Annotated in this window: 20 protein-coding genes; 13 read left to right on the plus strand and 7 right to left on the minus strand. The window is 44.8% G+C overall.

Annotation, left to right across the window (positions count from 1 at the left end):
* Positions 1–44: 44 nt before the first annotated feature.
* On the minus strand, positions 45–635 hold the full coding sequence (locus ACT89M_RS13450; protein WP_154889362.1) for a LysE family transporter: 591 nt from the start codon (positions 633–635) through the stop codon (positions 45–47).
* 128 nt (positions 636–763) lie between these two features.
* On the opposite strand from ACT89M_RS13450, the gene ACT89M_RS13455 reads away from it, so the two are divergent.
* Positions 764–1,321, plus strand: coding sequence for a helix-turn-helix domain-containing protein (locus tag ACT89M_RS13455; protein WP_154889360.1), 558 nt, complete (start codon positions 764–766; stop codon positions 1,319–1,321).
* Positions 1,322–1,429: 108 nt separating this feature from the next.
* Here the strand turns inward: ACT89M_RS13455 and ACT89M_RS13460 are convergent, their stop codons facing one another.
* The 3 genes from ACT89M_RS13460 to ACT89M_RS13470 form a co-directional block, all read right to left on the minus strand.
* A complete protein-coding gene (locus ACT89M_RS13460; protein WP_154889359.1) occupies positions 1,430–2,827 on the minus strand; it encodes a TrkH family potassium uptake protein in 1,398 nt (465 codons plus the stop codon).
* The gene (locus ACT89M_RS13465; RefSeq protein WP_154889357.1) at positions 2,814–3,476 is read right to left on the minus strand and encodes a potassium channel family protein; all 663 of its coding nucleotides are present in this window, start codon (positions 3,474–3,476) and stop codon (positions 2,814–2,816) included. The genes ACT89M_RS13460 and ACT89M_RS13465 overlap by 14 nt, the downstream gene beginning before the upstream one ends.
* Before the next feature lie 297 nt (positions 3,477–3,773).
* The gene (locus ACT89M_RS13470) at positions 3,774–3,902 is read right to left on the minus strand and encodes a DUF4023 family protein (RefSeq protein ID WP_090924048.1); all 129 of its coding nucleotides are present in this window, start codon (positions 3,900–3,902) and stop codon (positions 3,774–3,776) included.
* Between the two features lie 183 nt (positions 3,903–4,085).
* On the opposite strand from ACT89M_RS13470, the gene ACT89M_RS13475 reads away from it, so the two are divergent.
* The 3 genes from ACT89M_RS13475 (at position 4,086) to ACT89M_RS13485 (ending at position 6,992) form a co-directional block, all read left to right on the plus strand.
* Positions 4,086–4,838 carry a TrmB family transcriptional regulator gene (locus ACT89M_RS13475; RefSeq protein WP_154889581.1) on the plus strand — a complete coding sequence of 251 codons (753 nt, stop codon included), beginning with the start codon at positions 4,086–4,088 and terminating at the stop codon, positions 4,836–4,838.
* Between the two features lie 156 nt (positions 4,839–4,994).
* On the plus strand, positions 4,995–6,158 hold the full coding sequence (locus ACT89M_RS13480) for an MFS transporter (RefSeq protein ID WP_154958689.1): 1,164 nt from the start codon (positions 4,995–4,997) through the stop codon (positions 6,156–6,158).
* Positions 6,159–6,422: 264 nt separating this feature from the next.
* Entirely contained in the window at positions 6,423–6,992 is a 570-nt protein-coding gene (locus ACT89M_RS13485; protein WP_154889353.1) for a sugar O-acetyltransferase, read from the plus strand.
* Positions 6,993–7,165: 173 nt separating this feature from the next.
* Here the strand turns inward: ACT89M_RS13485 and ACT89M_RS13490 are convergent, their stop codons facing one another.
* Positions 7,166–8,599, minus strand: coding sequence for a glycoside hydrolase family 1 protein (locus tag ACT89M_RS13490; protein WP_154889352.1), 1,434 nt, complete (start codon positions 8,597–8,599; stop codon positions 7,166–7,168).
* Positions 8,600–8,767: 168 nt separating this feature from the next.
* Between ACT89M_RS13490 and ACT89M_RS13495 the strand changes: the two genes are divergently transcribed.
* Positions 8,768–9,736, plus strand: a complete 969-nt coding sequence (locus tag ACT89M_RS13495; RefSeq protein ID WP_154889350.1) for a LacI family DNA-binding transcriptional regulator — start codon at positions 8,768–8,770, stop codon at positions 9,734–9,736.
* Between the two features lie 201 nt (positions 9,737–9,937).
* The gene (locus ACT89M_RS13500; RefSeq protein ID WP_154889347.1) at positions 9,938–10,231 is read left to right on the plus strand and encodes a DUF3817 domain-containing protein; all 294 of its coding nucleotides are present in this window, start codon (positions 9,938–9,940) and stop codon (positions 10,229–10,231) included.
* A gap of 168 nt (positions 10,232–10,399) precedes the next feature.
* Here the strand turns inward: ACT89M_RS13500 and ACT89M_RS13505 are convergent, their stop codons facing one another.
* Both ACT89M_RS13505 and ACT89M_RS13510 read right to left on the minus strand, forming a co-directional pair.
* Positions 10,400–10,537, minus strand: coding sequence for a hypothetical protein (locus ACT89M_RS13505; RefSeq protein WP_167375824.1), 138 nt, complete (start codon positions 10,535–10,537; stop codon positions 10,400–10,402).
* Positions 10,538–10,637: 100 nt separating this feature from the next.
* The gene (locus ACT89M_RS13510) at positions 10,638–11,468 is read right to left on the minus strand and encodes an AraC family transcriptional regulator (protein ID WP_154889345.1); all 831 of its coding nucleotides are present in this window, start codon (positions 11,466–11,468) and stop codon (positions 10,638–10,640) included.
* Between the two features lie 119 nt (positions 11,469–11,587).
* Here ACT89M_RS13510 and ACT89M_RS13515 point away from each other — a divergent pair, with 119 nt between their 5' ends.
* The 7 genes from ACT89M_RS13515 (at position 11,588) to ACT89M_RS13545 (ending at position 25,262) form a co-directional block, all read left to right on the plus strand.
* Entirely contained in the window at positions 11,588–13,048 is a 1,461-nt protein-coding gene (locus tag ACT89M_RS13515) for an alpha-L-fucosidase (RefSeq protein WP_154889343.1), read from the plus strand.
* Positions 13,049–13,698: 650 nt separating this feature from the next.
* Positions 13,699–18,978 (plus strand): S8 family serine peptidase, encoded by a 5,280-nt coding sequence (locus ACT89M_RS13520; RefSeq protein ID WP_308721866.1) that lies wholly within the window; start codon positions 13,699–13,701, stop codon positions 18,976–18,978.
* Between the two features lie 247 nt (positions 18,979–19,225).
* Positions 19,226–20,413: a GntR family transcriptional regulator gene (locus ACT89M_RS13525; RefSeq protein ID WP_308722017.1), complete on the plus strand. Its 1,188-nt coding sequence runs from the start codon at positions 19,226–19,228 to the stop codon at positions 20,411–20,413.
* A 248-nt stretch (positions 20,414–20,661) separates the two neighbouring features.
* On the plus strand, positions 20,662–21,963 hold the full coding sequence (locus tag ACT89M_RS13530; protein WP_154889336.1) for a glycoside hydrolase family 125 protein: 1,302 nt from the start codon (positions 20,662–20,664) through the stop codon (positions 21,961–21,963).
* 20 nt (positions 21,964–21,983) lie between these two features.
* Positions 21,984–23,363: an extracellular solute-binding protein gene (locus ACT89M_RS13535; protein ID WP_090924059.1), complete on the plus strand. Its 1,380-nt coding sequence runs from the start codon at positions 21,984–21,986 to the stop codon at positions 23,361–23,363.
* Positions 23,364–23,543: 180 nt separating this feature from the next.
* Positions 23,544–24,410, plus strand: coding sequence for a carbohydrate ABC transporter permease (locus ACT89M_RS13540; RefSeq protein ID WP_090924060.1), 867 nt, complete (start codon positions 23,544–23,546; stop codon positions 24,408–24,410).
* Positions 24,411–24,437: 27 nt separating this feature from the next.
* A complete protein-coding gene (locus ACT89M_RS13545) occupies positions 24,438–25,262 on the plus strand; it encodes a carbohydrate ABC transporter permease (protein WP_123063799.1) in 825 nt (274 codons plus the stop codon).
* Position 25,263: the final 1 nt, after the last annotated feature.

A 25,263-nucleotide genomic window follows, 5' to 3' on the forward strand; every position in this document is an offset into this window, starting at 1 on the left:
CTAGCGTTCGCTTATTAGATGAGTGGACGCTTTTGTTTTTAGTTTTATGTGATCAACGAAACCGAGGTCCAGATCAATAAAAGACCCATAACGATATTAAAAGGGCGTTCATATTTTAACAGGAACCGTTGAAATAAACGTCCACCCAATGCCCATGTCAGATTCGCACTTATTCCAATCAGGGTGAGCAGTAACGAATACCCTAAGAGTTGATGATGTGACTGCGCGTGGGGCAGGACAAACACGGATAAAGCTGTAAGCGCGTATAGAATAACCTTCGGATTAATCAGTTGAAGGCTGAATCCGAACCAAAATGAATAACGGGTCTTTTTCGAATTGTGCTCAGACTCACTCTTGGAAGATGTGCTCCTCATGATTTTGAAAGCCAGATAGAGCATGTAAATACATCCGAATACATTGAGGCACGGGGTGATGGCCGGAATGTATTGATGTAGAGCAAGGTTGAAATAACTGGATAACATCATGATCAGAAGGCATCCGGCAGCGACTCCACGAATAAAAGGAAACGTGCTCTTGAATCCATGCTCCCTCGCACGGGTCATGGAGATGATATTGTTGGGACCGGGGGTAAAAGAAGAAATCATTGCGTACGTTACTAAAGATAAAATATCCATATGCTCTCCTTGTGGGTATATTGTATGTTATAATGAACTATATGGTCGTTATAACGCATGTATGTTTTAATTGTACATTATGTGCTATATAGTGCACAAGAGGACGCGAGGAGAGAGGTGTATTTTGGATGGAAAATATTAATTTGGTTTTGGCTCACAACTTGAAGCAAATCAGAGAGCAAAGAAAACTTAGTCTGGACAAGGTCGCAGATCTGTCGGGCATTAGCAAGACGATGCTGGGTCAGATTGAACGCGGGGAGTCTAATCCTTCGATTGCAACGGTCTGGAAAATTGCAAACGGGTTAAAAATTTCATTCAGTGAATTAATTCATGAAGCGAAGTCGGATACAACCGTTCTCATGAGGGAAGACATCAAAGTCATGCGAGAAGATGAGGGAAGAATCCGAATCTATCCTCATTTTTCTTTGGAAGAGGGGCGCCGGTTTGAAATGTACATGATGGAGATGGATGAACAGGCATCGTTGACTGCTGAACCGCATATTGACGGGGCTGAGGAATTCATAACGCTGTATGAAGGGGAGCTTACGATTAGGGTAGGCGAAGAAGAATACAAGTTAAGACAAGGAGACTCGATTCGTTTCAAAGCGGATCAGCCGCATGGTTACGATAATTCTGGGGCAAGCACTAATAAACTATGCATGGTGATACACTATAATCATACATAGGTTTAAGAACATACACATAGCTTCACATATGCGTATATATTCAAACGCCAGCATGAATTCTGCTCAATAACAGAGTTCATGCTGGCGGGGTAAGACCTTTTCATTACCTTAACCAATGAGTACATGGTCTTCGGCATAACCGATTTTGGACTTATGTTTTTTCTGTGCCAAAGCAAATGCAAGCGTTAATGGCCCCAATCGACCTGCAAACATGGTGAAGATCACGATCAGTTTACCTGGCACGCTTAATTCACTGGTTAATCCCATTGAAAGCCCAGTCGTACTAAAGGCAGAGGTTGCTTCAAACAGAACATCTAGGAAGTGATTTTCTAGTATTCCCTCCGTGATGGATAACAGTATCGAAATACCTAATACAAATGCTAACGAACTCATAACAACCGCGAGAGCCCTCATTACAGTTTCTCCTGCAATTCGCCGCTCAAAGGCATGAACTTGTCCACCACCTCGAAAGGTTTGAATCGTTGCTAATACAAGAACGACGAAGGTGTTGATTTTGATTCCTCCACCGGTCCCGCCAGAGGACGCGCCGATAAACATGAGGATGATGATAAAGAACTGTGAAGTTGCAAGCATGCTCCCGATATCAATGGTATTAAATCCAGAGCTTCGAGGTGCAGTGCCTTGAAATAAAGCAGCCCAGACACGTTCACCCCATGATAAGTTGGAGAATGTGGCAGGGTTCCAGTTCTCTAGCAAAAAAATAATAATGAAACCTATGACATATAACGAGGAGCTACCAACCAAAACAATTTTGGAATGTAATGATAGCTTACGCCAAGATCGTTTACGGAAAATATCGACTACGACCATGTAACCCAACCCTCCCATGATAAAGAGGAGGATAACTGTTATATTAACGATCGGGTCACCGACAAACGGAGATAGACTATCCGGCCACAAAGAGAACCCTGCATTATTGAATGAAGATACTGAATGGAACAACGCATAATAGAAACCTTGACCCAGCCCTAATTCACTTTGCCAGCGTAAGGTTAAAATCAAGGTGGCAAGTGCTTCAAAAGCAAAGGCAATCAGAACGATATACAATGAAAGTTTCACAAGTCCTTGGGCGGAGGAAGCGTTGGCCGCTTGTTGAATAAGAAGCCGTTGCTTTAAACCGATTCGTTTACCGAGTATGATAGCGACCATCACACCCAAGGTCATAAAACCGAGCCCACCCACTTGAATTAGTATCATAATGATTACTTGGCCGAACGTAGAAAAAACACTCCCTGTATCCAGGACAACCAATCCATTAACACATATTGCCGAGGTAGCTGTGAATAAAGCATCAAGCAAACCTACAGAGTTACCGCTTTTGGAGGAAATCGGTAATGCCAGCAATATAGCACCTACCCATATGAGTGCAAAGAAAATCATCATAATAAGCTGTGGAGGACTTGTCTTATTTTTCAGGATATTAACAATGTTTTCAAGTTTGGTTAGTACTGAAGATTTTATGTTATTGTTATTAGCTCCGTTCATAATCACGCTCCAGGCTCCGAATGTTATCATTACTTCCAATCAACAAAAGCGTGTCTCCCATCTGTATCTGATCCTCTGCAAGGGGAGAGATATTGATCTCCTCCCCCGTTTTAATAGCGATGATCGTGCAACCGTAATTAGCTCGAATATTGAGCTCCAGTAATGTTTGCTGATGCATACTCGCCGGAGCCTTTAATTCAACCAAATTGTAATCAGGAGATAATTCAATCGAATCAATCATGTTGTCAGAACTCAGTTGATTTCCCAATCTGGTTGCCATGTCACGTTCCGGGTAAACGATCTGGTCAGCGCCAATCTTGCTGAGCACGCTACCATGGTTTTCGTTCTTCGCTTTTGCTGTAACTTTGGGAACATTAAGCTCTTTAAGTAAGAGTGTAGCTAGTATGCTGGCTTGAAGATCTTCACCAATGGCTACAATAGCATGTGAAAAGTTACTTGCTCCAAGCTCTTGAAGGACTGACTTGTCCGTACAATCAGCCTGTACCACGTGAGTTGCTATCGACGAGATTTCTTGTACCAGAGTTTCATTCTTGTCAACGGCAAGCACTTCATGTCCGTTTTTAATTAGAGTGCGTGTCAAACTTGAACCAAATCGTCCAAGACCCAGAACCATAAATTGTTTTTTCATGAACTCCCTCATTTGTTATCAGAATTAATCCATATTTTCTCGGAAATCAACAGGTAAATATTACGTTTCATTGTATAATAAGTTTCAGCAATAGAACAACAAAACTGGAGAACAATGAAATTCGAATTATATAATATTATGATCTACTGATAAAGTGTGAAATCGATATTGCTAGGGCTGAAAATATGAGATCTAATAAAAAAACAGTGCCTCGATAAGAGAAGGCACCATATTTTGTCTGCTTTGAGGCTGTTATACTTGGTTCAAAAATTTAGACGAAGCATATTAATCGTGGACTTATTTGTTCGTGGAGTGTTGTTTGTTCGGCAATTTATCACCGGGCGTACCTTTACCATTGTTTTTGTTGTGACGTGCTTTCTCGGCATTTTCATTGACCTTTTTCACAAATTCTTGTGTACTTTCCATTCGGATTCATGCTCCTTTCCAAAACAGGGAATGGGTAATTCAAGCTTAATATAACCAGGCTTAACTCATTTTATTTGAACAGACACCATGAAACTGGACAGGTGCTGAACTTGTCTCTAAACTAGATACAAGTTGAACTATTCTTTTACACATTTAAGAACGAAGGGACGTTCTGAACAAAACATGTTGCAAAAATTCGGTTTTACTCAATATGAAAGTCAGGTCTATGAAGCTATACTTGCGCAGGATGAACCGCTGGATGCGACGACGATTGTAAGCGCCTCGAATGTACCCAAGGCTAAAATTTATGAAGTGCTTAATCGAATGATCGATAAAGGCATCGTGCTGACAACGATGGATGGCAAGAAAAAACTGTACATGGCGGTGGATCTGCAAACGGTGATTCACAAAATCAAGCTTGATTTCGACAAAGATATAGAAACCTTGAAACAATATAAAATCAAGCGTACGTTCACGGATGAGCATATTTGGACATTAAAGGATGAGTCATCCATTGCTTCAAACATAGAACAGCTGATTGAAGAGGCAGATTCATCGATTCTTTTTCTGGCCTGGAATGAGCGGTTGGAGAGATACCGTGGTTTGCTGGAGCAGAAGGAGAGACAGGGTGTGTATGTAGAAGTGCTCGCGGTTGGTGGTCTGGAAAGTTCGCTAACCCGCAAATACTCACTTATTCCGTTACTTGATGCGCCAGAGCCATCACAATTGCTTATTGTAGATCATGCCTATCTGCTGTTCGCCGGATTGGAAAATGAATCGTGGAAAGCGATCAAGACCATGTCCAAACCGATTGTTAAAGCGATGACGGATTATTTCTATCACGATGTGGCTCTGACACAGATCACCAGAAAATACGGGGAGCAACTGTTGCAGGACGAAGAAATTGAACGTTTGCTTACGAGATTGATCTATTAGAAGACTATTCTTTCGAAGAATAGTCTTTTTTTTTGTTTTTTATCTTTTTGTAAATAAAATGAAAAACAATCTGAAAATAAATTAAAAATATCCATTGAACTTTTCAATTTATTAGGTTACTATCGTAGTTGTAACTTGTTAGGGGGATTTTATAATATGAACAAAAAGGTATATGTTTTAGCCATTGCAGCCTTTGTGGTCGGAACGGTTGAACTGATATTGGGAGGCATATTGGATCTGATTGCAACGGATCTCCATCTGTCTCTGGCGAAAGCCGGTTATTTAATTTCAATCTTTTCATTGGTCTATGCGGTATCCGCACCCATACTACTCAATATGACAGCCCGGTTTGAGCGTAAAAAGGTATACATGGTTACGTTATTTGTATTTCTGATCAGTAATCTGATCTCAGCGTTTAGTGTGAACTTTTATATGTTAATGGCAGGGCGAATGCTTGGAGCCGCAACAGGTTCGCTTATTTTTGTATTATCATTGACACTAGCCTCACGTATCGTGAAACCTGAGTATAAAGGACGTGCGGTGGGTACGATAACGATGGGAGGAAGTGCATCTCTGATTCTCGGCGTACCGATTGGAATTTTTATAGGTAATGCGCTTGGATGGCGTGAAGTATTTATGCTGATTGCGGTTCTTACCGTGCTAGTCATGGTGGCGATTGGCCTTGCGATGGATCGTGTACAACCTGCTCCTGCCGTGAGTTTGAAGAACCAACTGAAGGCACTTTGGAATCCGAAGATGTTGGCGATTCACACTACTACATTGCTCGTACTGGCTGGGCATTTAACGTTATATGCGTATTTTACGCCTTTCCTGCAGGAAACCATCGGTGCCAGTTCAACAGCAATCACGTTAATCTATATGATGTTTGGACTCGCTGCTGTAGCAGGCGGAGGCATGGGGGGCATGTTATCCGATCGGCTTCATCCTGCTAAAGCCATTATCATCGTGTTAGTCCCGTTCATGATCAGTATGGCTGTCATTCCTCTCAGCACGGGACTGCCTTTGATTGCTTTTCTGCTACTGTTAAGTATCTGGGGTGCTCTAAGCTGGACGGTTACACCCGTACAAAATAGTCTGATTATTAAGACTTCGCCTGAGACATCTGAAATTCTAATTAGCACGAACTCAGGTATAGCCCATGCGGGGATCGCACTGGGAACGTATATCGGCGGTCTGGTTATTGATCACTCTTCCATTATGAACACCGGATGGGTTGGCTCTATCCTTGTATGTGTTGGACTAGGTACTGCCGTTCTCGCAATTAGTATGAAAGAAAAACATGCTCATGCGATCGCATGAGGCTACAATGATTCATAATTGCAACTCAAATAGAACCTCTGTGTTTCCAGCATTTTTGCGGAAGTACAGAGGTTTTTTCGTCATTTAATGGACGGAGTCCGTAGGCCGAAAATACAAAAGAGGCTTGATTTTTGATCATGAACCCATATAATTAAAATAGTTTTAAAAAGTATAAGTATAAGTTGTTAAGCTTTATAACTTGTATGAACGTTACTACTTACTTCCAAAGAATACACATATAAGATCCGCACAAAGGAGATTTACATGACGATCAAATCAGAGAAACAGAAGATGCTGGACGGGGAACTGTATATGGCTACTGATGCCGAGTTATCCCGAGACAGAGAGAGTGCACGGAAGAAGACACGTCTATTTAATCAAACGACGGAGATCGAACAGGAGACACGCCAAAAGCTGTTAAAGGAACTATTCGGATCGACAGGTGAGCATCTAAGCATGGAACCGAATATCCATGTCGATTATGGGTATAACATCCACGTAGGCAATCATTTTTATGCCAATTTTAACTGTACGATTCTGGATGTATGCGAAGTTCGAATCGGAGAGAACTGTTTGTTGGGACCAGATGTACATATCTATACAGCAACTCATCCGCTTAACCCACATGAGCGCAGCACCGGAGCGGAATTCGGTAAACCTGTAACCATTGGTAACAATGTATGGATTGGCGGTAGAGCAATTATTAATCCAGGAGTTACCATCGGAGATAACGTGGTTATTGCATCGGGAGCGGTAGTTACGAAAGATGTGCAGGGTAATATGATTGTAGGCGGGAATCCCGCAAGAGTGATCAAGGAGATTAATGTGGAGTAGCGCGATATGAAAAAAAGACCCTCCTCGGCAGAACAGTCAGCATGCCAAGCTTGGATGCTATGGCTTTGCTGACATCATGCTGCCGAAAGAAGGGTTTAACTAGTTTACGTTTTGAAGTTAAAACCTGAAATTTACGCCTTGAAGTTTATGCCCTGAAATTTAAATCTTGGAGCTTAACGCTTCAGGCTATTTCCGTTGCTGGCAATAACATCTTTGTACCAGTGGAAGGATTTCTTGCGGTAACGCTCGAGCGTACCTGAACCATCGTCGTGACGGTCTACATAGATGAAACCGTAACGTTTTTTCAATTGCGCAGTGGAGGCGCTCACGACATCAATACAACCCCAAGAAGTGTATCCCATAATGTCTACGCCATCTTCCAATGCTTCACCGACTTGAACGAGATGGTCATTCAAATACTGGATTCGATAATCATCATTCACTGTTTTCTCGCCATCCGGACCCGTGATTAACTCGTCGACTGCGCCAAGACCATTTTCCACGATAAACAGCGGCTTCTGGTAACGATCATAGAACATATTCAGCACATAGCGCAGTCCTTGCGGATCGATCTGCCAGCCCCACTCACTCGCAGGCAAATACGGGTTAGGGATTCCTCCGATCAGATTTCCTTCACCAGCCACTTGTTTGGCAGGATCGGCTGTCTGACATGTGCTCATGTAATAGCTGAAAGAGATGAAATCAACGGTGTTAAGCAGCATCTCCTGATCGCCGTCTTCCATATGAATCTCAATGCCCTTTTCACGGAAATAACGTTTCATGTATCCAGGGTAACGTCCACGCACATGCATATCACCGAAGAAATAGTTGCTATGTTCGTACTCCATCACCTTGATGACATCATCGGGGTTCGGAGTTAGTGGATACGTCGGCATACTTAAAATCATACATCCGATCTGAGCATCAGGGATGATCTCATGGCACAGCTTCACAGCAGATGCACTTGCCACCAGTTCGTGGTGGATCGCTTGATACAGATCTTGCTTGCTTAGCTTTTCTTTGGGTGTGTAGATCCCGCCACTCATGAACGGGAATTCAAGAATAGAGTTGATCTCGTTGAAGGTAAGCCAGTACTTGACTTTGTTTTTATATCGATTGAAAACAGTTGTTGCATAGCGCTCATAGAAGCCGATCATTTTCCGGTTAACCCAGCCATCATATTCTTTGGCAAGGTGCAGAGGTGTCTCATAGTGGGATAACGTGACCAACGGTTCAATACCGTACTTGCGGCATTCATCAAACAGATTATCATAAAATTGCAGGCCTTCTTCATTCGGCTCAAGCTCGTCCCCTTTAGGAAAAATGCGAGACCATGCGATAGAAGTACGGAACACTTTGAAACCCATCTCGGCAAACAGCTTCACGTCTTCCTTATAACGGTGGTACATGTCGATACCGATCAGTTTCATATTGTCGTCCGTTGGCTCTTCCGTAATCGAACCCATAACACCCCGGGGAGCAACGTCTTGAGTGGACAAACCTTTGCCGCCTAGATTGTATGCACCTTCAGCCTGGTTCGCCGCAATGGCACCGCCCCACAGAAAGTTTTCAGGAAATGAATACGTATGATTCGAAGATTTACTCATATAGATCGCTCCATTCATTGAATTCATGGTGAACGTGCTGCGTTCACATTAGTATTTTCTCTCGAAAAAAGCTTACACGTTGTAACGGGTTACACGTCAAGTTTTACTTTTACAGAGCAGATGAGGCATACTATATTTGGCGTTTATTCGCAGGAAAGGAGCATCGGGATGTCCAAATTTGATGAAATTATGAAACGTTCCGGTTATTCGAGGGCTACGGTATCCCGGGTCATTAACCGTTCACCACACGTCAGTGATGAAGCAAGACGCATTATTACAGAAATTATGAATGAGCTTGACTACATACCTAACCGGAATGCAGTTTCTCTGTCTACAGGGCAGACGAAACAGATCGGGATTGTCACTGCGATGATTGATGAACTGAGTTTGACCTTCATTAACCAATTTATGGATACCGCGATGGACTACGGATTCCAGACGATTGTATATATGTCGCGCAGTGATAAACAAATTGAGCTACAGGCATTCGAGGATTTGCGGAGTAAACGTGTGGATGGTTTGTTAATCGTGACTTGTGTGAATGATCCGGGGGAATTGAAAACATATCTGCAATATGGACCGATGGTGTCCTGGCAACGCATGGGGAACGACGAGATTCCTTCGATTGCAATGGATCAGGCACAAGGGTATAGACTGGCGCTGGAGCATGTGGTATCGAAAGGCTACACACGTATTGCGAATGTGTTTGGCCGCAGTAATAGTCTGAATACGAAAAGCCGCCGCGAAGCATATGAGACATTCATGACGAGCCAAGGACTTCCCGTGTGGCGTGAAGCATATCAGTATTCCGTATTTACTTCATCAGACGGAGAAACGGCCTTACGACGTATGGCCAACGGAGGAGAGCTACCGCAAGCGGTGCTGTGTTCCAACGACTATGCTGCAATAGGCATCATGAGTGAAGCGCGCAGACAGAACATACAGGTTCCAGATCAGCTGGCTATTGTTGGATTTGATGATATTGAATTGTCACGTGTGCTTGAGCTGACAACCATTCATAATCCAATTGCGGAGCAAGCAAAACAGGCTTTTTATCATTTGTGGAGAGTGCTGGGGAACGAGGAACATAAGGCGACATCACTGGCATACCGTTTGATTGAACGAGCAACGACTTGAGCGAAGCAAGACGGATGATATTGATTCTATTCAATTCAATAATTATTCAAATTTAAAGTAAATCTGACTCGGATGCATGTTTTATAATACGGGGAAGGAGCTTACATACGTTGTGTGAGAATCGAATACAGCGTTGTAAAGCATCATGTTATAAGTTACATATTTCACAAACAATTTAACGGAAAGGTGAGAGCATACGGAATGAACACGGTCACAGGTCGCTTCAGAATTGCAGGAATCTGGGAGGGGATATCCCTTCTACTACTCGTATTTATTGCAATGCCACTCAAATATTTTGCGGATATCTCTTCAGCTGTAGCCATACTGGGGATGATTCATGGTATTTTATTTCCTCTATATCTCATTGCACTAGTACATGTAGGCTTGGTCAAAAAGTGGAAGATATCACTGTGGATTATGGGGCTATTGGCGGGACTGCTTCCTTTTGGAACATTTGTATTTGAGTCTTATCTCAGAAAAAGAGATTGGCAGTAACGAATAACGCATAGCTCATAACACATAGCGTATGGTACACATTGCAAAGTAATGCGAAAGAACAACCTCCTGAACAGAAATCAGGAGGTTGTTTTTGTATAATCTTTTGCACATTAGGAATTGCATCAGTTATGTATGTCCAGATGTCCAGCATGGAACGATCAATCGTTATCTCGGTTTAACGGTTCCCGTTTGTCGATCAGATAACACGCTATATCCGTTGTCTGTCGGTGCCGCCGAAGCAAAAGCAGCGAATGAGGAGACAACAAACAGGGCAGCAAGGAGCAGGAGCGTTTTCTTCGTCATATACAAACCTCCTTTCTACAAGAATGAACCACACATCCATTTTAATCCAAAAATGAAACTTGTGGGAATGTTTTTTCGGAGCTGAACTATCTTTTGCAATTCAGTTGACCACCGTCGTTTGCTTGCGATATTCAGTGGGATTCAATCCGGTGTGTTTCTTGAACTGTCTGGAAAAGTAATACGAATCGCTGAATCCGAGATTGTCCGCGATTTGAGTCATCGTTAGAGAGGTGCAGTGAAGCATCTCTTTGGCTTTATCTATTTTTCGGCTGGTGAGATAATGAATGGGGGGCATTCCTACTTGCTGTTTGAAAAAACGAATGAAATAATTCGGATGCATATGCAGCATCTTAGCCAAATCTTGAACGGACATGTTCTCTTCGATATGAGTATCAATATAGGTGAGCAAGGTGGATAGTTTTTCAACCACGGGCACGTTCAAGTAGGTAATCTGGTTCACATCCAAGTTCATGATGTAATAGGAAAGCAATTCTGTCAGTTTACTCTTGGCCATCATGCGGGCGTAAATTTCATTGGAATTCGCATAGGTTAACACACTGCCAAAGATGTCCTGAAATCGTTCGGGCTGATTCACGTCAACAACGTGTGGGAATTTGAGAATCTGAAATAGATTGATTCCCCCGACTTTGGCGGAAAAATGACACCAGTATTTGAGAAAAGGTTTGTCACTGATTACTGAATAGGATTGTTTTATTCCTTCCGGCATCAAAAAAAGCTGTCCTGGTTTGGGGTAATATTCCTGATCCCCGATTCGCAGCCAGCCTTCTCCCTCGCAAATCCAATACAATTTGCTATAGTCCGGTGTGTAGTCCAGATCTCTCCAATCCGGGCCGCAACGGTTGTAATTCACCATAAACAGATCCACTTCCAGATTCGACAAATAGTTGGTCAGCAGTGTTTGATGATCCATGAGCATATCTCCCTGAAGGTTATTATCGTCCATCTAAACGTTAATGTTCTGCATGTGCATCGGAATCCTGCCACACTACAATACAAATGTAGTCAACCAGGAAAGGATGGGGATAACACATGAACAAACATGAATATTTGCGACATATCGATACCAGTATTGCTAACGGAAAATTCAAGGACAACTGGACTTCGCTTCGTGAAATCGTCGTTCCCGAGTGGTATCCAAAAGCAAAATTCGGCATTTTCATCCATTGGGGCGTGTATTCGGTTCCGGCTTATGATAGTGAATGGTACTCCCGTAATATGTACATTCAAGGGTCCAAGGCTTATGAACACCACCTTAAGGTATATGGAGACCATAAGGAGTTTGGATATAAGGATTTCATCCCGATGTTTAAGGCAGAGAACTTTGATGCAGACGAATGGGCGACTCTATTTAAACAAGCAGGTGCAAAATATGTTATGCCGGTTGCCGAGCATCATGACGGTTTTCAGATGTATAAAAGTTCTATCTCTCACTATAACACATATGAAATGGGCCCTAAACGTGATGTGTTAGGTGAGATGAAAGTCGCCTATGAGAAGCAAGGGTTAACCTTCTGTGTGTCGTCCCACCGTGCCGAGCACTGGTTCTTCATGTCTCATGGCAAAGAATTCGATTCCGATATCAAGGAACCGTTGCAGTGCGGGGATTTCTACTGGCCCGCCATGCCGGAGCCGCCCGATTTTCAAGACCTGTACGGTTCACCGCCTTCGGACGAATTTCTGGAAGATTGGCTCATTCGATGCTGTGAACTGGTAGATGAGTATCAACCGAGGGTGTTCTATTTTGACTGGTGGATTCACACGGTGGCGTTCAAGCCCTATCTGAAAAAGTTCGCAGCGTATTATTATAACAAAGGCGAGGAATGGGGCATTCCCGTTGCCATCAATTACAAGCATGATGCGTTTATGTTTGGTGCAGCGGTTCCTGATGTAGAGCGTGGACAATTCGCTGAGCTTAAGCCTTATTTTTGGCAGACGGATACCGCAGTTGCGAGAAATTCCTGGTGTTATACGGAAAATAATCAGTACAAAACGGCAGAAGAGATTATTCGGGATCTTGTGGATATCGTCAGTAAAAATGGAAGTCTACTGCTCAACATCGGGCCACGTGCAGACGGAACGATTCCAGACGAGGATCGCAATATTCTGCTACGTATCGGGAAGTGGCTGGAAGTGAACGGAGAGGCGATCTACGAGACCACGTACTGGCGTACGTATGGTGAAGGGCCTACAGAGGTGAAGGAAGGTCAGTTCACGGACGGAGATACGAAGGTTTTTACAAGTGAAGATATACGATTTACGGTGAAAGGCAGTAGTCTGTATGCGACGGTAATGGTTTACCCGGATAACGGAATCGTGCACATCCAATCGTTGAAAGAAGGATCTCCGCATTTTCATGGAATAGTTGAGCAGGTTCAGATTCTGGGATATGAGGAGCAGCCAAATTGGGAGCGAGATGAAAATGCTTTAACGCTTACCACTATGGGTGTGCAGAGCAATGTACCTGTCGTATTTAAAATTGATCTGGACTAAGTGTGAAGAGAACCGGCGCAAGGGCTGGTTCTTTTTTTTATGGATTATGCGCAAATGCGAAAGGAGTATAGGTCGAAGGTGTAGACAATAGAAGTTAAAAAGCATGATATAGACTTATTTTCTATTTTTTTCAAATAAGGACTTGTGCAGTTCCCACTTTGAAACTATACTATACCAATAAAATCCAATTTAAGCCTAAATTTAACTTTTATATGTAATTCAAGATGTATTCTGTTAATCAACCCGTACGAATCACACAGATTCACTTACCACTTCATGGCGAGCGTTATACGAACACTTCCGAATATCCTCCACACGAATGCTTACGACATCCCAGTTACTCTCTTATGACACCCACACTAATTATTGATGACCTCAGTCAGCATAAAAACCTTTATCTAAAGTGCCATTTTCTCACATTTATTTAACCTATGGACAATTTCCAAATGATTCAGTTCCCTATGTTCCCTAACCAAACCTGTAAAGGAGGTGAGGCCGTATGTGAAGTGAAAAGAAAGTAAGTAAGGTGAAGTAAAAGATGTCCGATGATGGTCACTACACCGCTACGAAATCAACAATTGCATTCATTCACAGAGAAGGGTACTTGTACTAGACCAAGTAATAAAGCCGGGTAAAGGGAGTGGAAAAGTTTGATAAAATTAAAACCGTTACGCAAGCCCGTTTCCATGGGGCTCTCGCTTCTCCTTGCATTATCAATGGCACTTCCGGTTTCTGCACAGAACTCATCCTCATCTAAAATCGATATGAAGTCCAGCTTGGCTGAGGTTTCAACGTCTAAAGTGAATGCCAAACTGACCAAAGCCTTTGAAGGTAGCGAATATGTCACCTATCTTGTCAAAATGAAGGAACAGGTGGATACCAAGGCTGTCTCCAAACAAGCGATGGAAAAGGCAACGATTGCCAAGGAAACACCTTCGGCAACCAAGCTCTCTGTGCGGAACTCTGTTGTGAGTTCCCTTCGTGAAACGGCTTCGCGGACACAATATTCAATTGAAAATTATCTGGAAAAGGAAATTGACCTGGGGAAGGTCAAAGAATATAAAAGTTACTTTATCGTGAATTCACTCGCGGTCACCAGTACCAAAGAAGTCATGGAACAGATTGCGTTGCTGCCAGAGGTAGAGAAAATTCTGCCGAACGAAACGCGATATCTGGATAAGGCGGAAGTAAGTAAGCAGCCAGCGAGTGTGTCGCCAGCGAAGGATTCCGTCCAATCACCGGCTAAAGAGTCAGCTTCACAAGGAACTGCAACCAAAGAAGCGGATTCCAAGGTGAAGAAACAGACTGAAAATGTCGAATGGAATATAGATTACATCAATGCACCTGCGATCTGGGAGCGAGGCATTGATGGAACAGGCATCGTGGTTGCCAATCTGGACAGTGGCGTGGATTACACGCATCCTGCGCTTCGCAGTAAATGGCGTGGTCTGGACGCTTCAGGCAATGTCGTTGATCCAGAGCTAAGCTGGTACGATCCGCATAGCGGCGCGACTCTTCCTGCTGATGCAGACGGACACGGTACCCACACCATGGGAACGATGGTTGGTTCAGAAGCGAACGGCACGAATAAGATCGGTGTTGCACCTGGTGCAAAGTGGATCGGAGTGCGTATTTTTAATCCGGAAACAACAGATGCCATTATTCTGGATGGCGGACAATGGCTCATTGCCCCAGTGGATGCCGAAGGCAATCTGCATCCTGAACTCGCACCGGACGTTGTAAATAATTCATGGGGCGGAGGCGCAGGGCTCGACGAATGGTTTAGACCGATGGTTCAGGCTTGGCGTGATGCTCAGATTTTCCCTGAATTCTCTGCAGGGAATGTACGATTGGGGAATCCGGGCGGTCCTGGTTCCGTTGCGAACCCGGCCAACTATCCTGAGAGTTTTGCTACAGGAGCAACCGATATTAACGGCAATTTAGGTTCATTCTCATTGCTGGGACCATCCCCGTATAATGAGATCAAACCAGAAGTATCCGCCCCTGGCGTGAACATTCGTTCAGCCGTGCCTGGAGGTACATATGAAGGTGGATGGGACGGCACATCCATGGCAGGTCCGCATACGACGGCGCTCGCAGCATTGTTGCTTCAAGCGAACCACTCTCTTAACGTGGATCAGCTGGAACAGATCATCATGGATACGGCGACACCGCGAACCGATAGCAAATTTCCGGTTACCCCGAATAACGGCTATGGTCACGGAATCATTAACGCACTGGATGCGGTTGGTTCGGTTCTCGAAGGCATCGGTACTGTCTCCGGAAGAGTGGTTACGGCTGGAGATGATCTGGAAGAGCCGGTGCTGGAGCACACGCCTGTAAATACGGCGTTTACGGGTCTGGACATTCCTTTAACGGCACATGTGACAGATAATGTAGCGGTAGTTTCCGTCGAAGCTTTTGCCAGAACCAAAGGCACGAAGCAGTACGTCTATCTGCCAATGAATCGGATTGAAGGAGACAGTAAAGCAGGTACGTATACTGCGACGATTCCGGCTTTCCTGATTGAGCCAGAAGGTGTGGAGTATTACATTCGAGTGAATGATTATGGCAACAATGGATTTGAGAGTAAGGTATATAACATTGCGGTGTCTAATGGTGTGAAGCCTGGATATTTGCAGGACTTTGAGGCCGATCAGCTTGGCTTTACTACGGGCGGCACAGGCAGTACGTGGGTTTGGGGGGCACCTGTAAGCGGGCCGAAGGCTGCTTACTCAGGTGAGAAAGTGATTGCTACCAATCTGCAAGGCACGTATCTGCCTAATAGTAATGCGTACTTGCTTGCTCCTCCGATCGACTTGACAGAAAGCCCTGAAGGGGCATTGTTAACATTCAAACATTGGTATGATATTGAGAATAATCTCGATTTTGGCAAGGTATACATTGCTTCTGAAGATAACGACTATGTATTTGAAGAACTGCTTAGTTACACAGGAACGAGTGGTGGATGGAAAACACAGTACATTGATCTGCGTGATTATGCCGGACAGCAGGTGTTCATCCAGTTTAATCTGACCAGTGATGCTTCAGTTCAGAAAGCTGGTTGGTATATCGATGACTTTGCCGTTCAAGAACTAGACGATATTGCTCCAGGAACGCCTTCAGCTTTGTCTGCAACAGCGGATATTCTGGGGAACGTAACGTTGAACTGGACGGGTTCGGATGATGAGGATCTTGAATCTTATGTGGTTTACCGTTCCGAAACGGCTAGTGCCGGTTATGAGGCTGTCGGCACGGTGAAGAAAACCACATTTACAGATACGGCTACGGAGTCGAACGCTACGTATTATTACACTGTGGCGGCACGTGACTATAGTGGTAACGAAAGTGAGAAATCGAATGAAGTTTCCATCACCGTAGAGGTGCCGGAAGATATTTATATCGATTCGTTTGATGGAAACGATGATAATGGCTGGACTCATGCCGGAACCAAGGATGAGTGGGAACGAGGTATCCCGTTAACGGGTCCTTTAAGTGCGGTATCCCCGCCTAATGTGTGGGCAACCGATCTCGACAACACGTATGAGAATGGTTCCAACTACTCGCTGGTATCCCCGGTGATTGATTTGACGGATGTCTCTGATGCGACACTTACGTTTAATCATTGGTATGAGATTGAAGGTGGATATGACTTCGGTTATGTCGAAGCAACCAAAGATGGAGGAACAACCTGGACGGAACTCGGCAAATTCTCGCATAATACCAACGGAAAACAGTGGACACCTGTCTTCTATGGACTGGACGCACTGTCTGGGAATGAAGTTCAATTCCGTTTCCGATTAACCTCGGATAACAGTGTGGTGAGAACAGGTTGGTTTATCGATGATTTCCGTGTACTGGGTGTTGCTACACCAACGGTAACAAAGGATGAAGCCGTTGTGCTTTCGAGTGACAAACCTAAACCGGACTATGATAATCCATGGTACAAAGTTACGCGTACAGACAAAGCAGAATTCAATAAGACGAAACAACAAGAGCCTGCTATCAAAAAACCGGGCACGGGTTCAGTTCAGCCGCAAAGTCTGCCGGCTAGTGCAACGGTTACCGTGCTTGAGACAGGACGTTCTGTGAAAACAGACTCGTCAACAGGGAAGTACAGCTTCACACATGTTGCAGGAGAGTATACGTTAAAAGCGGAGGCATACGGTTATTATCCGCAAACGAAAACGGTGACGATCACAGATGGTGGCGGAGCCAAAGCCAACTTCAACCTGGAAATGATCCCTTATGGACAGATCAAAGGTGTAGTTAAGGATGAACGCTCAGGTCAACCGGTAGCGGATGCCTCGGTGCTCGTTGTGGAGGATGCTAAAGTAGCAGAAGTTCGTACAGGAGCAGACGGAAGTTTTACGCTTCAAGTGTTAGAGGGAAGTTACACATTGTCGGTTCGCGCGGCGGACTATTACAGCAAAAAAGTTACGGTGACTGTTCCGGGCAACGGCACAGTAGATAGTAATATCGCTTTGAAACCATTTATCGGTTTCCCAGGTGAAATTGCTTATGACGACGGTACAGCCGAGAATGCAAGAGCTTTTAATGCTGCTGATAATGCATGGGCCGTTCGAATGACTCCAGAGCTCGAAACAGCTCAAGTCACGGGAGCTTCGTTCCGATTCTGGAATACGGAGTGGCCTGTACCTGGTGGGACTGCTTTCCAATACGCGGTTTATGATGCATCAGGTGCTGGTGGAGCACCAGGCAAAAAGCTTGCTGGACCGTTCAATGGTACGGCACTGCGGAACGATCAGTGGACTTCCGTAGAATTCCCTGAGCCAATTATTGTGACAGGTGATTTCTACATCGTTTATATCCAGAGTTTAGCGGGTACAGCTGCTCCTGGTCTGGCTACGGACGAGGATGGAACTTATGCGGCCCGTAGCTGGCAACGTGTAAGCGGGGCATGGAGTGCTTCCCCTGCTGAAGAGGGGAACTACATGATCCGCGCGGTGGTACAATATCCGGTGAATGCCCCGGTGCTTACACCACCAGCGAATACGTATACCAATCAGTCTACCTTTACGATCGCTGGAACATCTCCTGCTTCTGGAGCACAGATCAAGTTTTACAATGGCAAGGATGCTGCAGGTACAACAACGGTTAATAACGGGAAATTTTCACATGGAGTAAAGCTGCGGGCGGGCGTTAATGTGATTATCGCAGAAGCTGTCATTAATGGTAAAACGACAGATCGTTCGCTTCCCGTGATTATCATTCTTGACCAGACCAATCCGCAAGTGAATGGTGTCAGTCCGGCGGAAGGAAGCCGGATTAATACCGAGGTCGTTCATGTGACAGGCAGTGTGGTGGAACAATTCCTCGACAAAGTCACCGTGAATGGTCAAACCGTGCAGGTTGACAGAGACAGAAAGTTCAGTCATCGCGTACTGGTGAATAAAGGTGAAAACATCATCACAATTGTGGCAACCGATCTTGCCGGAAATAAAACGACAGTAACACGTAAGGTTTATGTGGAAACGGAAGCGCCTGAACTTACCGATATCACGCCAGCCCAAGATGTACGAATTACATCAGGGGAAAGTCTCAACGTTTCGTTCAAAAGCAAACCGGGATTGCAAGCCTCTTTCCGAGTTCAGTTGCCTTTGAATCTAAACGCGGACGGTGCGGGAGAGGTGCCTCTGGTGGAAACAGAACCGGGTGTATACACAGGCTCTTACACAACACCTGCTAATCTTGTACTTGAAGGTGGAGTCATTGTGATCCGGGCACAGGATGCCGCAGGCAACAAGGCTGAAGCTCAAGCTACTGGAAAATTGTTTGTCCATGCAGAGCAAGGAGAAAACAAAGCAGAAGGGCAACCTGCTCCAGAGAAGGAAGCTGAGGCAGGGAGTGACCTGAAATCGGACCCAACCGATATAGGCTCTAATCCCGCTGAAAGTCTTGAACCATAGTCTGATCCGTCAGGGGGCATAACCTGTCCATGCTTTGACATCATCTGAATGGAAGTTTTGTAAGCTATATATAGGCTTTGTCAGCTAAATTCAGTATCTGCTAAAAAACGGTAAGCCTGGAATCAGGGCTTGCCGTTTTTTGGGGTTTAACTATGCACACATACAATAATTTTCATCTCTCCTTCACTTTAATGATATAACATGATATATTAGGGTATAAGAATTATGAAGTAAAGTGTTTATGGAGGTGCTTGTATTGGCGAAAGACTCGGCTTCCAAGCCGATGTATGAACAGATCTTTGAGTCGTTGAGAGAACGAATACAGCAACATCAATATAAAATTGGTGATCGTGTTCCATCGGAAAAAGAACTATGTGACGAATTCGGCGTGAGCCGGATTACAACGAAGAAGGCGCTGGAAATGCTGGCCAATGAACAGCTGATTGTTCGACAGCCGGGACGTGGTTCATTTGTGGCTGATACCGCTTTGGATGAGTTAGGACGAGATGTTACGTCTGTAGCCAACAAAGGACAGAAGCAGGAACGTAAACTGCTCATCGGTCTGGTCATTACCAATTTCAGCGATATGTATGGAACAGAGCTTTTATATGGTATGGAGGAAGCTTCACGAAAACATGACAGCTTTCTTGTGCTTAGACGTTCTTTCGGTATTCCCGAGCAGGAGGAACAGTGTATCCGTGAGTTGCTGGAGCTTGGGGTAGACGGTTTAATTATTTTCCCTGCACAGGGGGAATATTTTAGTGACGAGATTTTAAAACTGGTGGTTGGCAAGTTCCCGTTTGTAATGATAGACCGATATCTTAAAGGGATTCCCGCTTCCTCGGTTAGCACGGACAATGTCAGAGCAGCAAGAGAAGGTACAAAGTATTTGTTCGATCTGGGGCATCAGCATATTGCTTTTCTTACGCAGCCTCCAGTGAACACAACGACCATTGAGGAACGAATTGAAGGTTTTATTGAGGCGCACAACGATCAGGGTATACTTGTGAATCGAGAAATGTGGGTGGAGTCTATCCTTTCGTCCTTGCCGAATGAATTCGATCCTGAAGCCAAGCATCGTGACGTGGAGAAGCTTGTTGCGCATTTTAAAAAATACCCGCAGATTACAGCGGTTTTTGCAGCTGAATATGACATTGCATTACTTGCTTTAGAGGCCGCAGAACAGTTGGATATGCGTGTACCCGAAGAACTGTCCATCCTGTGTTTTGACAGTCCGCATACCGAAAGGTATTCGCGAATTACCCACCTCAAGCAGAACCAGTTTGATATGGGAGAAAAGGCGTTTGAAATGGTCTTGCAACATATGCAAGGTCAAGAACTAGGCGAGGTTAAGCGAGTTGTCCTTCCTGCGTCCATCGTAAAGGGAACCTCGACAAGTCAGGTAAGAGAGCGTGCTGTTTTTCAACCGAAATAAGGGTATTGAATTTGTGGAATTCGATGCACCAGATGGATAAGATCAGATGAATATAACGGAGGCTTTGGTGACGAAGTCTCTTTTTGTTGTGCATATGTTCTTATTGGCTTTAATGACAAAAGTTAACATACCATTTGATTTATTTTATGTAAATAACATGATGTTATATAATTAAATATATTGACATAACATTTAATTCGTTTTAGGATGATGAAAGCGGTTAAACTTTTGGTGTTTAAGGAGGACTCATGCACATAACGAGAAAAGATCAGAACATTTCTCCTTCCATTCAGCAGATGATCGGCAAAGTGAAGGCTAGTTTGCCAGACCATCCCAAGCTTGTGGAGATGTTTGAAAACTGTTTTACGAATACATTAACAACGACGATTCAGCGTAAGGAAGACGGGACAACATTCGTCATCACCGGGGATATACCCGCAATGTGGCTCAGGGATTCTGCGGCTCAGGTCAGACCGTATCTGATGCTTGCTTCAGAAGATCAGGAACTGTCGGATATGATCGCCGGGCTGGTTGAAAGGCAACTGAGATACATTCTGTTAGACCCTTATGCAAACGCTTTTAACGAAACAGAGAGTGGCAATGGACATCAATCGGATCTTACAGAAATGAATGACTGGATCTGGGAGCGAAAATACGAGATTGATTCACTGGCGTATCCAATTCAGCTCAGTTATCTGCTATGGAAAAATACAGGCAGAACAGATCAGTTTAATGCCACGTTTCGTAATGCCGTCAACGAGATCATCTCTTTATGGCAAGTAGAGCAACATCATGAGACCCGTTCTCCATATACATTTCAGCGACTGGACGCCCCCGAGACGGATACGCTCGGAAGAGAAGGGCGAGGCACAGAGACCGTTTATACGGGTATGACCTGGTCGGGTTTCCGCCCAAGTGATGACAGATGTGAATACGGATATCTGATTCCATCCAACATGTTCGCGGTAGTAGCTCTCCGATATGTAGAGGAGATTGCACTTGCGTTACTGGATGAACCTATGCTGGCTGAGACAGCTCGAAAGCTGGCGGAACAGATTGACGAAGGAATTCGGAAATATGGAATGGTGGAGCATCCTGAATACGGGACGATCTACGCGTATGAAACGGACGGGAAAGGCAACCACAACCTGATGGATGATGCCAACGTACCAAGTCTCTTATCTTTACCCTATCTCGGATATGTTACAGAAGATGACGAGATCTATCAGAACACACGCCGGTTCATATTGTCCGCACAGAACCCTTATTTTTATGAAGGTTCTTCGGCTTCCGGAATTGGTAGTCCGCACACACCCGAAGGATATATATGGCACATCGCCTTATCTATGCAGGGACTAACTTCTGTAGATCGGAATGAAAAAATGAACATGCTTCAGTTGATCCAGCGGACGGATGCGGATACAGGTCTGACGCATGAAGGTTTCTCGGCGAATGATCCACATGAGTATACCCGTCCATGGTTTTCCTGGTCCAACATGTTATATAGCGAGTTAGTCATGGATTATTGCGGATTCCGCATACAGAAATAGGACAAAAAGGAGATCGAGACATGAGAAAATTTTCGATGAAACTGCCGGTGGCAGCTGCGATGACTTCTTTGCTTATTCTGACGACTGCCTGCTCAAGTGGAAGTTCTTCCACAGGCACGACTAGTGATGGGAAAAAAGAAGTAACCGTATCGTTCCGTTCCTCTGGTTCGGAGGACACCCTTACGAAGTTTTTCAAATCTGGACTGGTCGAGCAGTTTGAGAAAGATCATCCCGATATCAAGATTAACATAGCACCTGTGCTTGCTAGTGAAGGCGATTACACTTCCAAAATGGTGTTACAGATGAAATCACCGGATACTGCACCTGACGTCATTGCCGAGGATACCTCTATTATTAAATCGGACGCAGCTGCAGGTTACCTGGAGCCTCTGGACGAGCAAGTGAAAGGCTGGGCAGATTGGAACGGCAAAATGATCGACAACCTGAAAGCCGGAGTAACTGGAGAGGACGGCAAAATCTATGGTATACCAGCGACTTCGGATACACGCGGCATCTGGTATAACAAAGAGCTGTTCCAGCAAGCTGGACTACCTGTACCGTTCAAACCGGCAAGCTGGGATGAAGTTCTGGAAGCAGCCCGCACGATCAAGCAGAAGCTGCCTGGCGTAACGCCGCTGAATCTCATTGTCGGTAAAGCGAACGGTGAAGGCGTAACGATGCAGACGCTGGAGATGCTGTTATATGGTACAACGGATACGCTCTACGACGATGCAACGAAGAAATGGGTTGTGGACAGTCCGGGATTGCTGGATTCCTTCAAGTTTATTGATCAGGTCTTCAACAAGGACAAAACCGGACCAACCATGCAAGTAGCGCTTAACGGACAGGCAGGAAGCATTGCGTTCCAGCAGCAATTTCCGCAAGGCAAGCTGGCAATGGCGGTCGATGGAAGCTGGGCAGGTTCTACATGGGCGGAAAATGGAGCTGCTCCGATTCCGAATGTAGAAGAAAAAATCGGTTTCGCACCGTTCCCGACACAGAATGGACAGGAGCCAGGTGCGACCACAATGTCTGGAGGCTGGGCGTGGTCCGTTCCTGCTCAGGCGAAAAACAAAGAAGCAGCCTGGACGTTTATTGAGTTTCTGATGAACAAAGAAAACGCAACAGCACGTGTCGTTGCCGAGGGCAGTCTCAGTCCACGCAACGATTCGACAGAAGTTGAAGGGTACACGAATCGCCCTTATACGAAGGAAGCACAAGAGCTGTTGAATGTGGCTCACTTCCGTCCGGCCAATGATCAATATGCATCGGTATCCGCACAATTGCAAAGCATCGTGGAGAGCATTGCCTCCGGAAAACTCACGCCGGAAGATGCCATCAAACAGTTCAAGGATAATGTCTCCCGAGCAGTTGGAGCGGAGCATATCGAAGAAAAATAGTTTACTTGCAAGAGATGTGAATTAGATATCTATAGAAGTTGAACTTGTCATTTACACAAAAACGAAGTGAACGTGTAAATATATCTTTGGTTCAACTTATATAGGGAGGATAACAACATCGATATATTCGGAGGGGGAGCGAAAAACTCCCCTTTTTCCGGTTCGAATGGAGAGTGACGTATGAAAAGAAAAGCCCCGGGCTCATTTCTGTTTCTGATGCCTTCCGTAACGCTGTTACTCGTGTTTTTTATCGTGCCGATTGTGCTCACAATCTGCTTTGCGTTCACGAATATGGCATTAACCGGTGCCGCAGCCAAAAGCCTGGAATTTGTAGGGTTCCAAAACTTTATTAACATGTTCCAGGACCCTGACTTTCGGATCAGTGTATGGCGTACACTTGTATTTCTGATTTTCTCAGCAGTGATCGGTCAGGTCGTGCTCGGATTTATTCTTGCCTTACTCATGAAAGAAAAAAATGTAACGTTCCGCCGGATCATCGGCATAATCGTAATTGCTGGCTGGGTCACGCCCGAAATTGTCGTGGCATTCTGTATGGTAGCCTTTTTCAGTGACAATGGTTCATTGAATCAGATTCTGGGCTGGTTTGGCGTAAGTCCGATCTCATGGCTGTTCAGTTTTCCCATGGTGAGTGTCATTATCGCTAACATCTGGCATGGAACGGCTTTTTCCATGATGGTTTATCAGTCTGCACTGGATGATATTCCGAAGGAAGTAGAAGAGGCCGCTATTATTGACGGCTCCACCGGATTCCAGATCATTCGCCATATTACGATTCCGATGGTGAAAGGCTCAATCGTTACCAATATGATGCTGGTTACTTTGCAGACACTGGGTGTTTTTACCCTGATTTATACGATGACGGGCGGTGGCCCGGGTACCTCTACGCAAACCTTGCCTATATTTATGTATAACCAGGCTTTTGTGAATTACCAGTTCGGATACGGAACAGCCATTTCTCTTGTGTTACTGTTCATTGGCATTATCGCCAGCCTGTTCTACATCCGTTCGATGAAAGTAAAAGTGTAAGGATTAAGGAGGTGTCATGTTCTTATGATGGTCAAACACGGTATTCAACGCAAAATCCAGTACGGTATTCTGGTTTTCCTCGGTCTATGTTTTTTATTGCCGCTACTTTGGATTATTCTGGCATCCTTTGATCCGAACGCGCAGCAAGGCATCAAGATGCCTGCAACGTGGACACTGCAAAATTTCAAGGATGTACTTGGGGATGAAAGTAACCTGCGCTCGTTCGGGGTAGGTCTGATTCTGTCAGGAGGACAGGCGGCACTTGTTGTCGCAGTATCTGTGCTGGCGGCCTATCCGTTGTCACGCTACGAGATGCGGTTTAAGAAAAGCTTTTTATTATCCATTCTGTTTATGACGGCTTTGCCGATTACGGCTGTGATGGTGCCAGTGTTCCAGATGTTTCTGTTCTTCAAAATGCAGAACTCCATCATTGCTACGATGCTGTTCCTGACGGCTTCATCTCTTCCATACGGCATCTGGATGATGAAGAACTTCATGGATTCTGTTCCAATTGATCTGGAAGAATCGGCCTGGATTGATGGTGCGTCGGTCTGGAGAGGCTTGCGAAGCATTGTTGCTCCGCTGATGCTGCCAGGCATTGCAACCATTGCGATCTTTACTTTTTCAGGCAGCTGGGGCAACTTTTTTGTACCTTACATTTTGCTTCAAACCCCGGAAAAACTGCCGGCATCGGTCACGATTTATCAATTCTTCGGCAGTCATGGCATGGTGGAATACGGCAGATTGGCCGCATTTTCGATGTTATACACGATGCCTTCGGTAGTACTCTATATTTTCTCCCAACGTTATATGTCCAAAGGATTTAGTATGGGTGGAGCGACAAAGGGATAGG

The organism is Paenibacillus sp. NN59, from assembly GCF_057597225.1.

What these genes read in the sequence shown, in the direction of transcription:
- ACT89M_RS13450 (WP_154889362.1), bottom strand. Translation starts at nt 635, where the DNA reads ATGGATATTTTATCTTTAGTAACGTACGCAATGATTTCTTCTTTTACC.
- ACT89M_RS13455 (WP_154889360.1), top strand. Translation starts at nt 764, where the DNA reads ATGGAAAATATTAATTTGGTTTTGGCTCACAACTTGAAGCAAATCAGA.
- ACT89M_RS13460 (WP_154889359.1), bottom strand. Translation starts at nt 2,827, where the DNA reads ATGAACGGAGCTAATAACAATAACATAAAATCTTCAGTACTAACCAAA.
- ACT89M_RS13465 (WP_154889357.1), bottom strand. Translation starts at nt 3,476, where the DNA reads ATGAAAAAACAATTTATGGTTCTGGGTCTTGGACGATTTGGTTCAAGT.
- ACT89M_RS13470 (WP_090924048.1), bottom strand. Translation starts at nt 3,902, where the DNA reads ATGGAAAGTACACAAGAATTTGTGAAAAAGGTCAATGAAAATGCCGAG.
- ACT89M_RS13475 (WP_154889581.1), top strand. Translation starts at nt 4,086, where the DNA reads ATGTTGCAAAAATTCGGTTTTACTCAATATGAAAGTCAGGTCTATGAA.
- ACT89M_RS13480 (WP_154958689.1), top strand. Translation starts at nt 4,995, where the DNA reads ATGAACAAAAAGGTATATGTTTTAGCCATTGCAGCCTTTGTGGTCGGA.
- ACT89M_RS13485 (WP_154889353.1), top strand. Translation starts at nt 6,423, where the DNA reads ATGACGATCAAATCAGAGAAACAGAAGATGCTGGACGGGGAACTGTAT.
- ACT89M_RS13490 (WP_154889352.1), bottom strand. Translation starts at nt 8,599, where the DNA reads ATGAGTAAATCTTCGAATCATACGTATTCATTTCCTGAAAACTTTCTG.
- ACT89M_RS13495 (WP_154889350.1), top strand. Translation starts at nt 8,768, where the DNA reads ATGTCCAAATTTGATGAAATTATGAAACGTTCCGGTTATTCGAGGGCT.
- ACT89M_RS13500 (WP_154889347.1), top strand. Translation starts at nt 9,938, where the DNA reads ATGAACACGGTCACAGGTCGCTTCAGAATTGCAGGAATCTGGGAGGGG.
- ACT89M_RS13505 (WP_167375824.1), bottom strand. Translation starts at nt 10,537, where the DNA reads ATGACGAAGAAAACGCTCCTGCTCCTTGCTGCCCTGTTTGTTGTCTCC.
- ACT89M_RS13510 (WP_154889345.1), bottom strand. Translation starts at nt 11,468, where the DNA reads ATGGATCATCAAACACTGCTGACCAACTATTTGTCGAATCTGGAAGTG.
- ACT89M_RS13515 (WP_154889343.1), top strand. Translation starts at nt 11,588, where the DNA reads ATGAACAAACATGAATATTTGCGACATATCGATACCAGTATTGCTAAC.
- ACT89M_RS13530 (WP_154889336.1), top strand. Translation starts at nt 20,662, where the DNA reads ATGCACATAACGAGAAAAGATCAGAACATTTCTCCTTCCATTCAGCAG.
- ACT89M_RS13535 (WP_090924059.1), top strand. Translation starts at nt 21,984, where the DNA reads ATGAGAAAATTTTCGATGAAACTGCCGGTGGCAGCTGCGATGACTTCT.
- ACT89M_RS13540 (WP_090924060.1), top strand. Translation starts at nt 23,544, where the DNA reads ATGAAAAGAAAAGCCCCGGGCTCATTTCTGTTTCTGATGCCTTCCGTA.
- ACT89M_RS13545 (WP_123063799.1), top strand. Translation starts at nt 24,438, where the DNA reads ATGGTCAAACACGGTATTCAACGCAAAATCCAGTACGGTATTCTGGTT.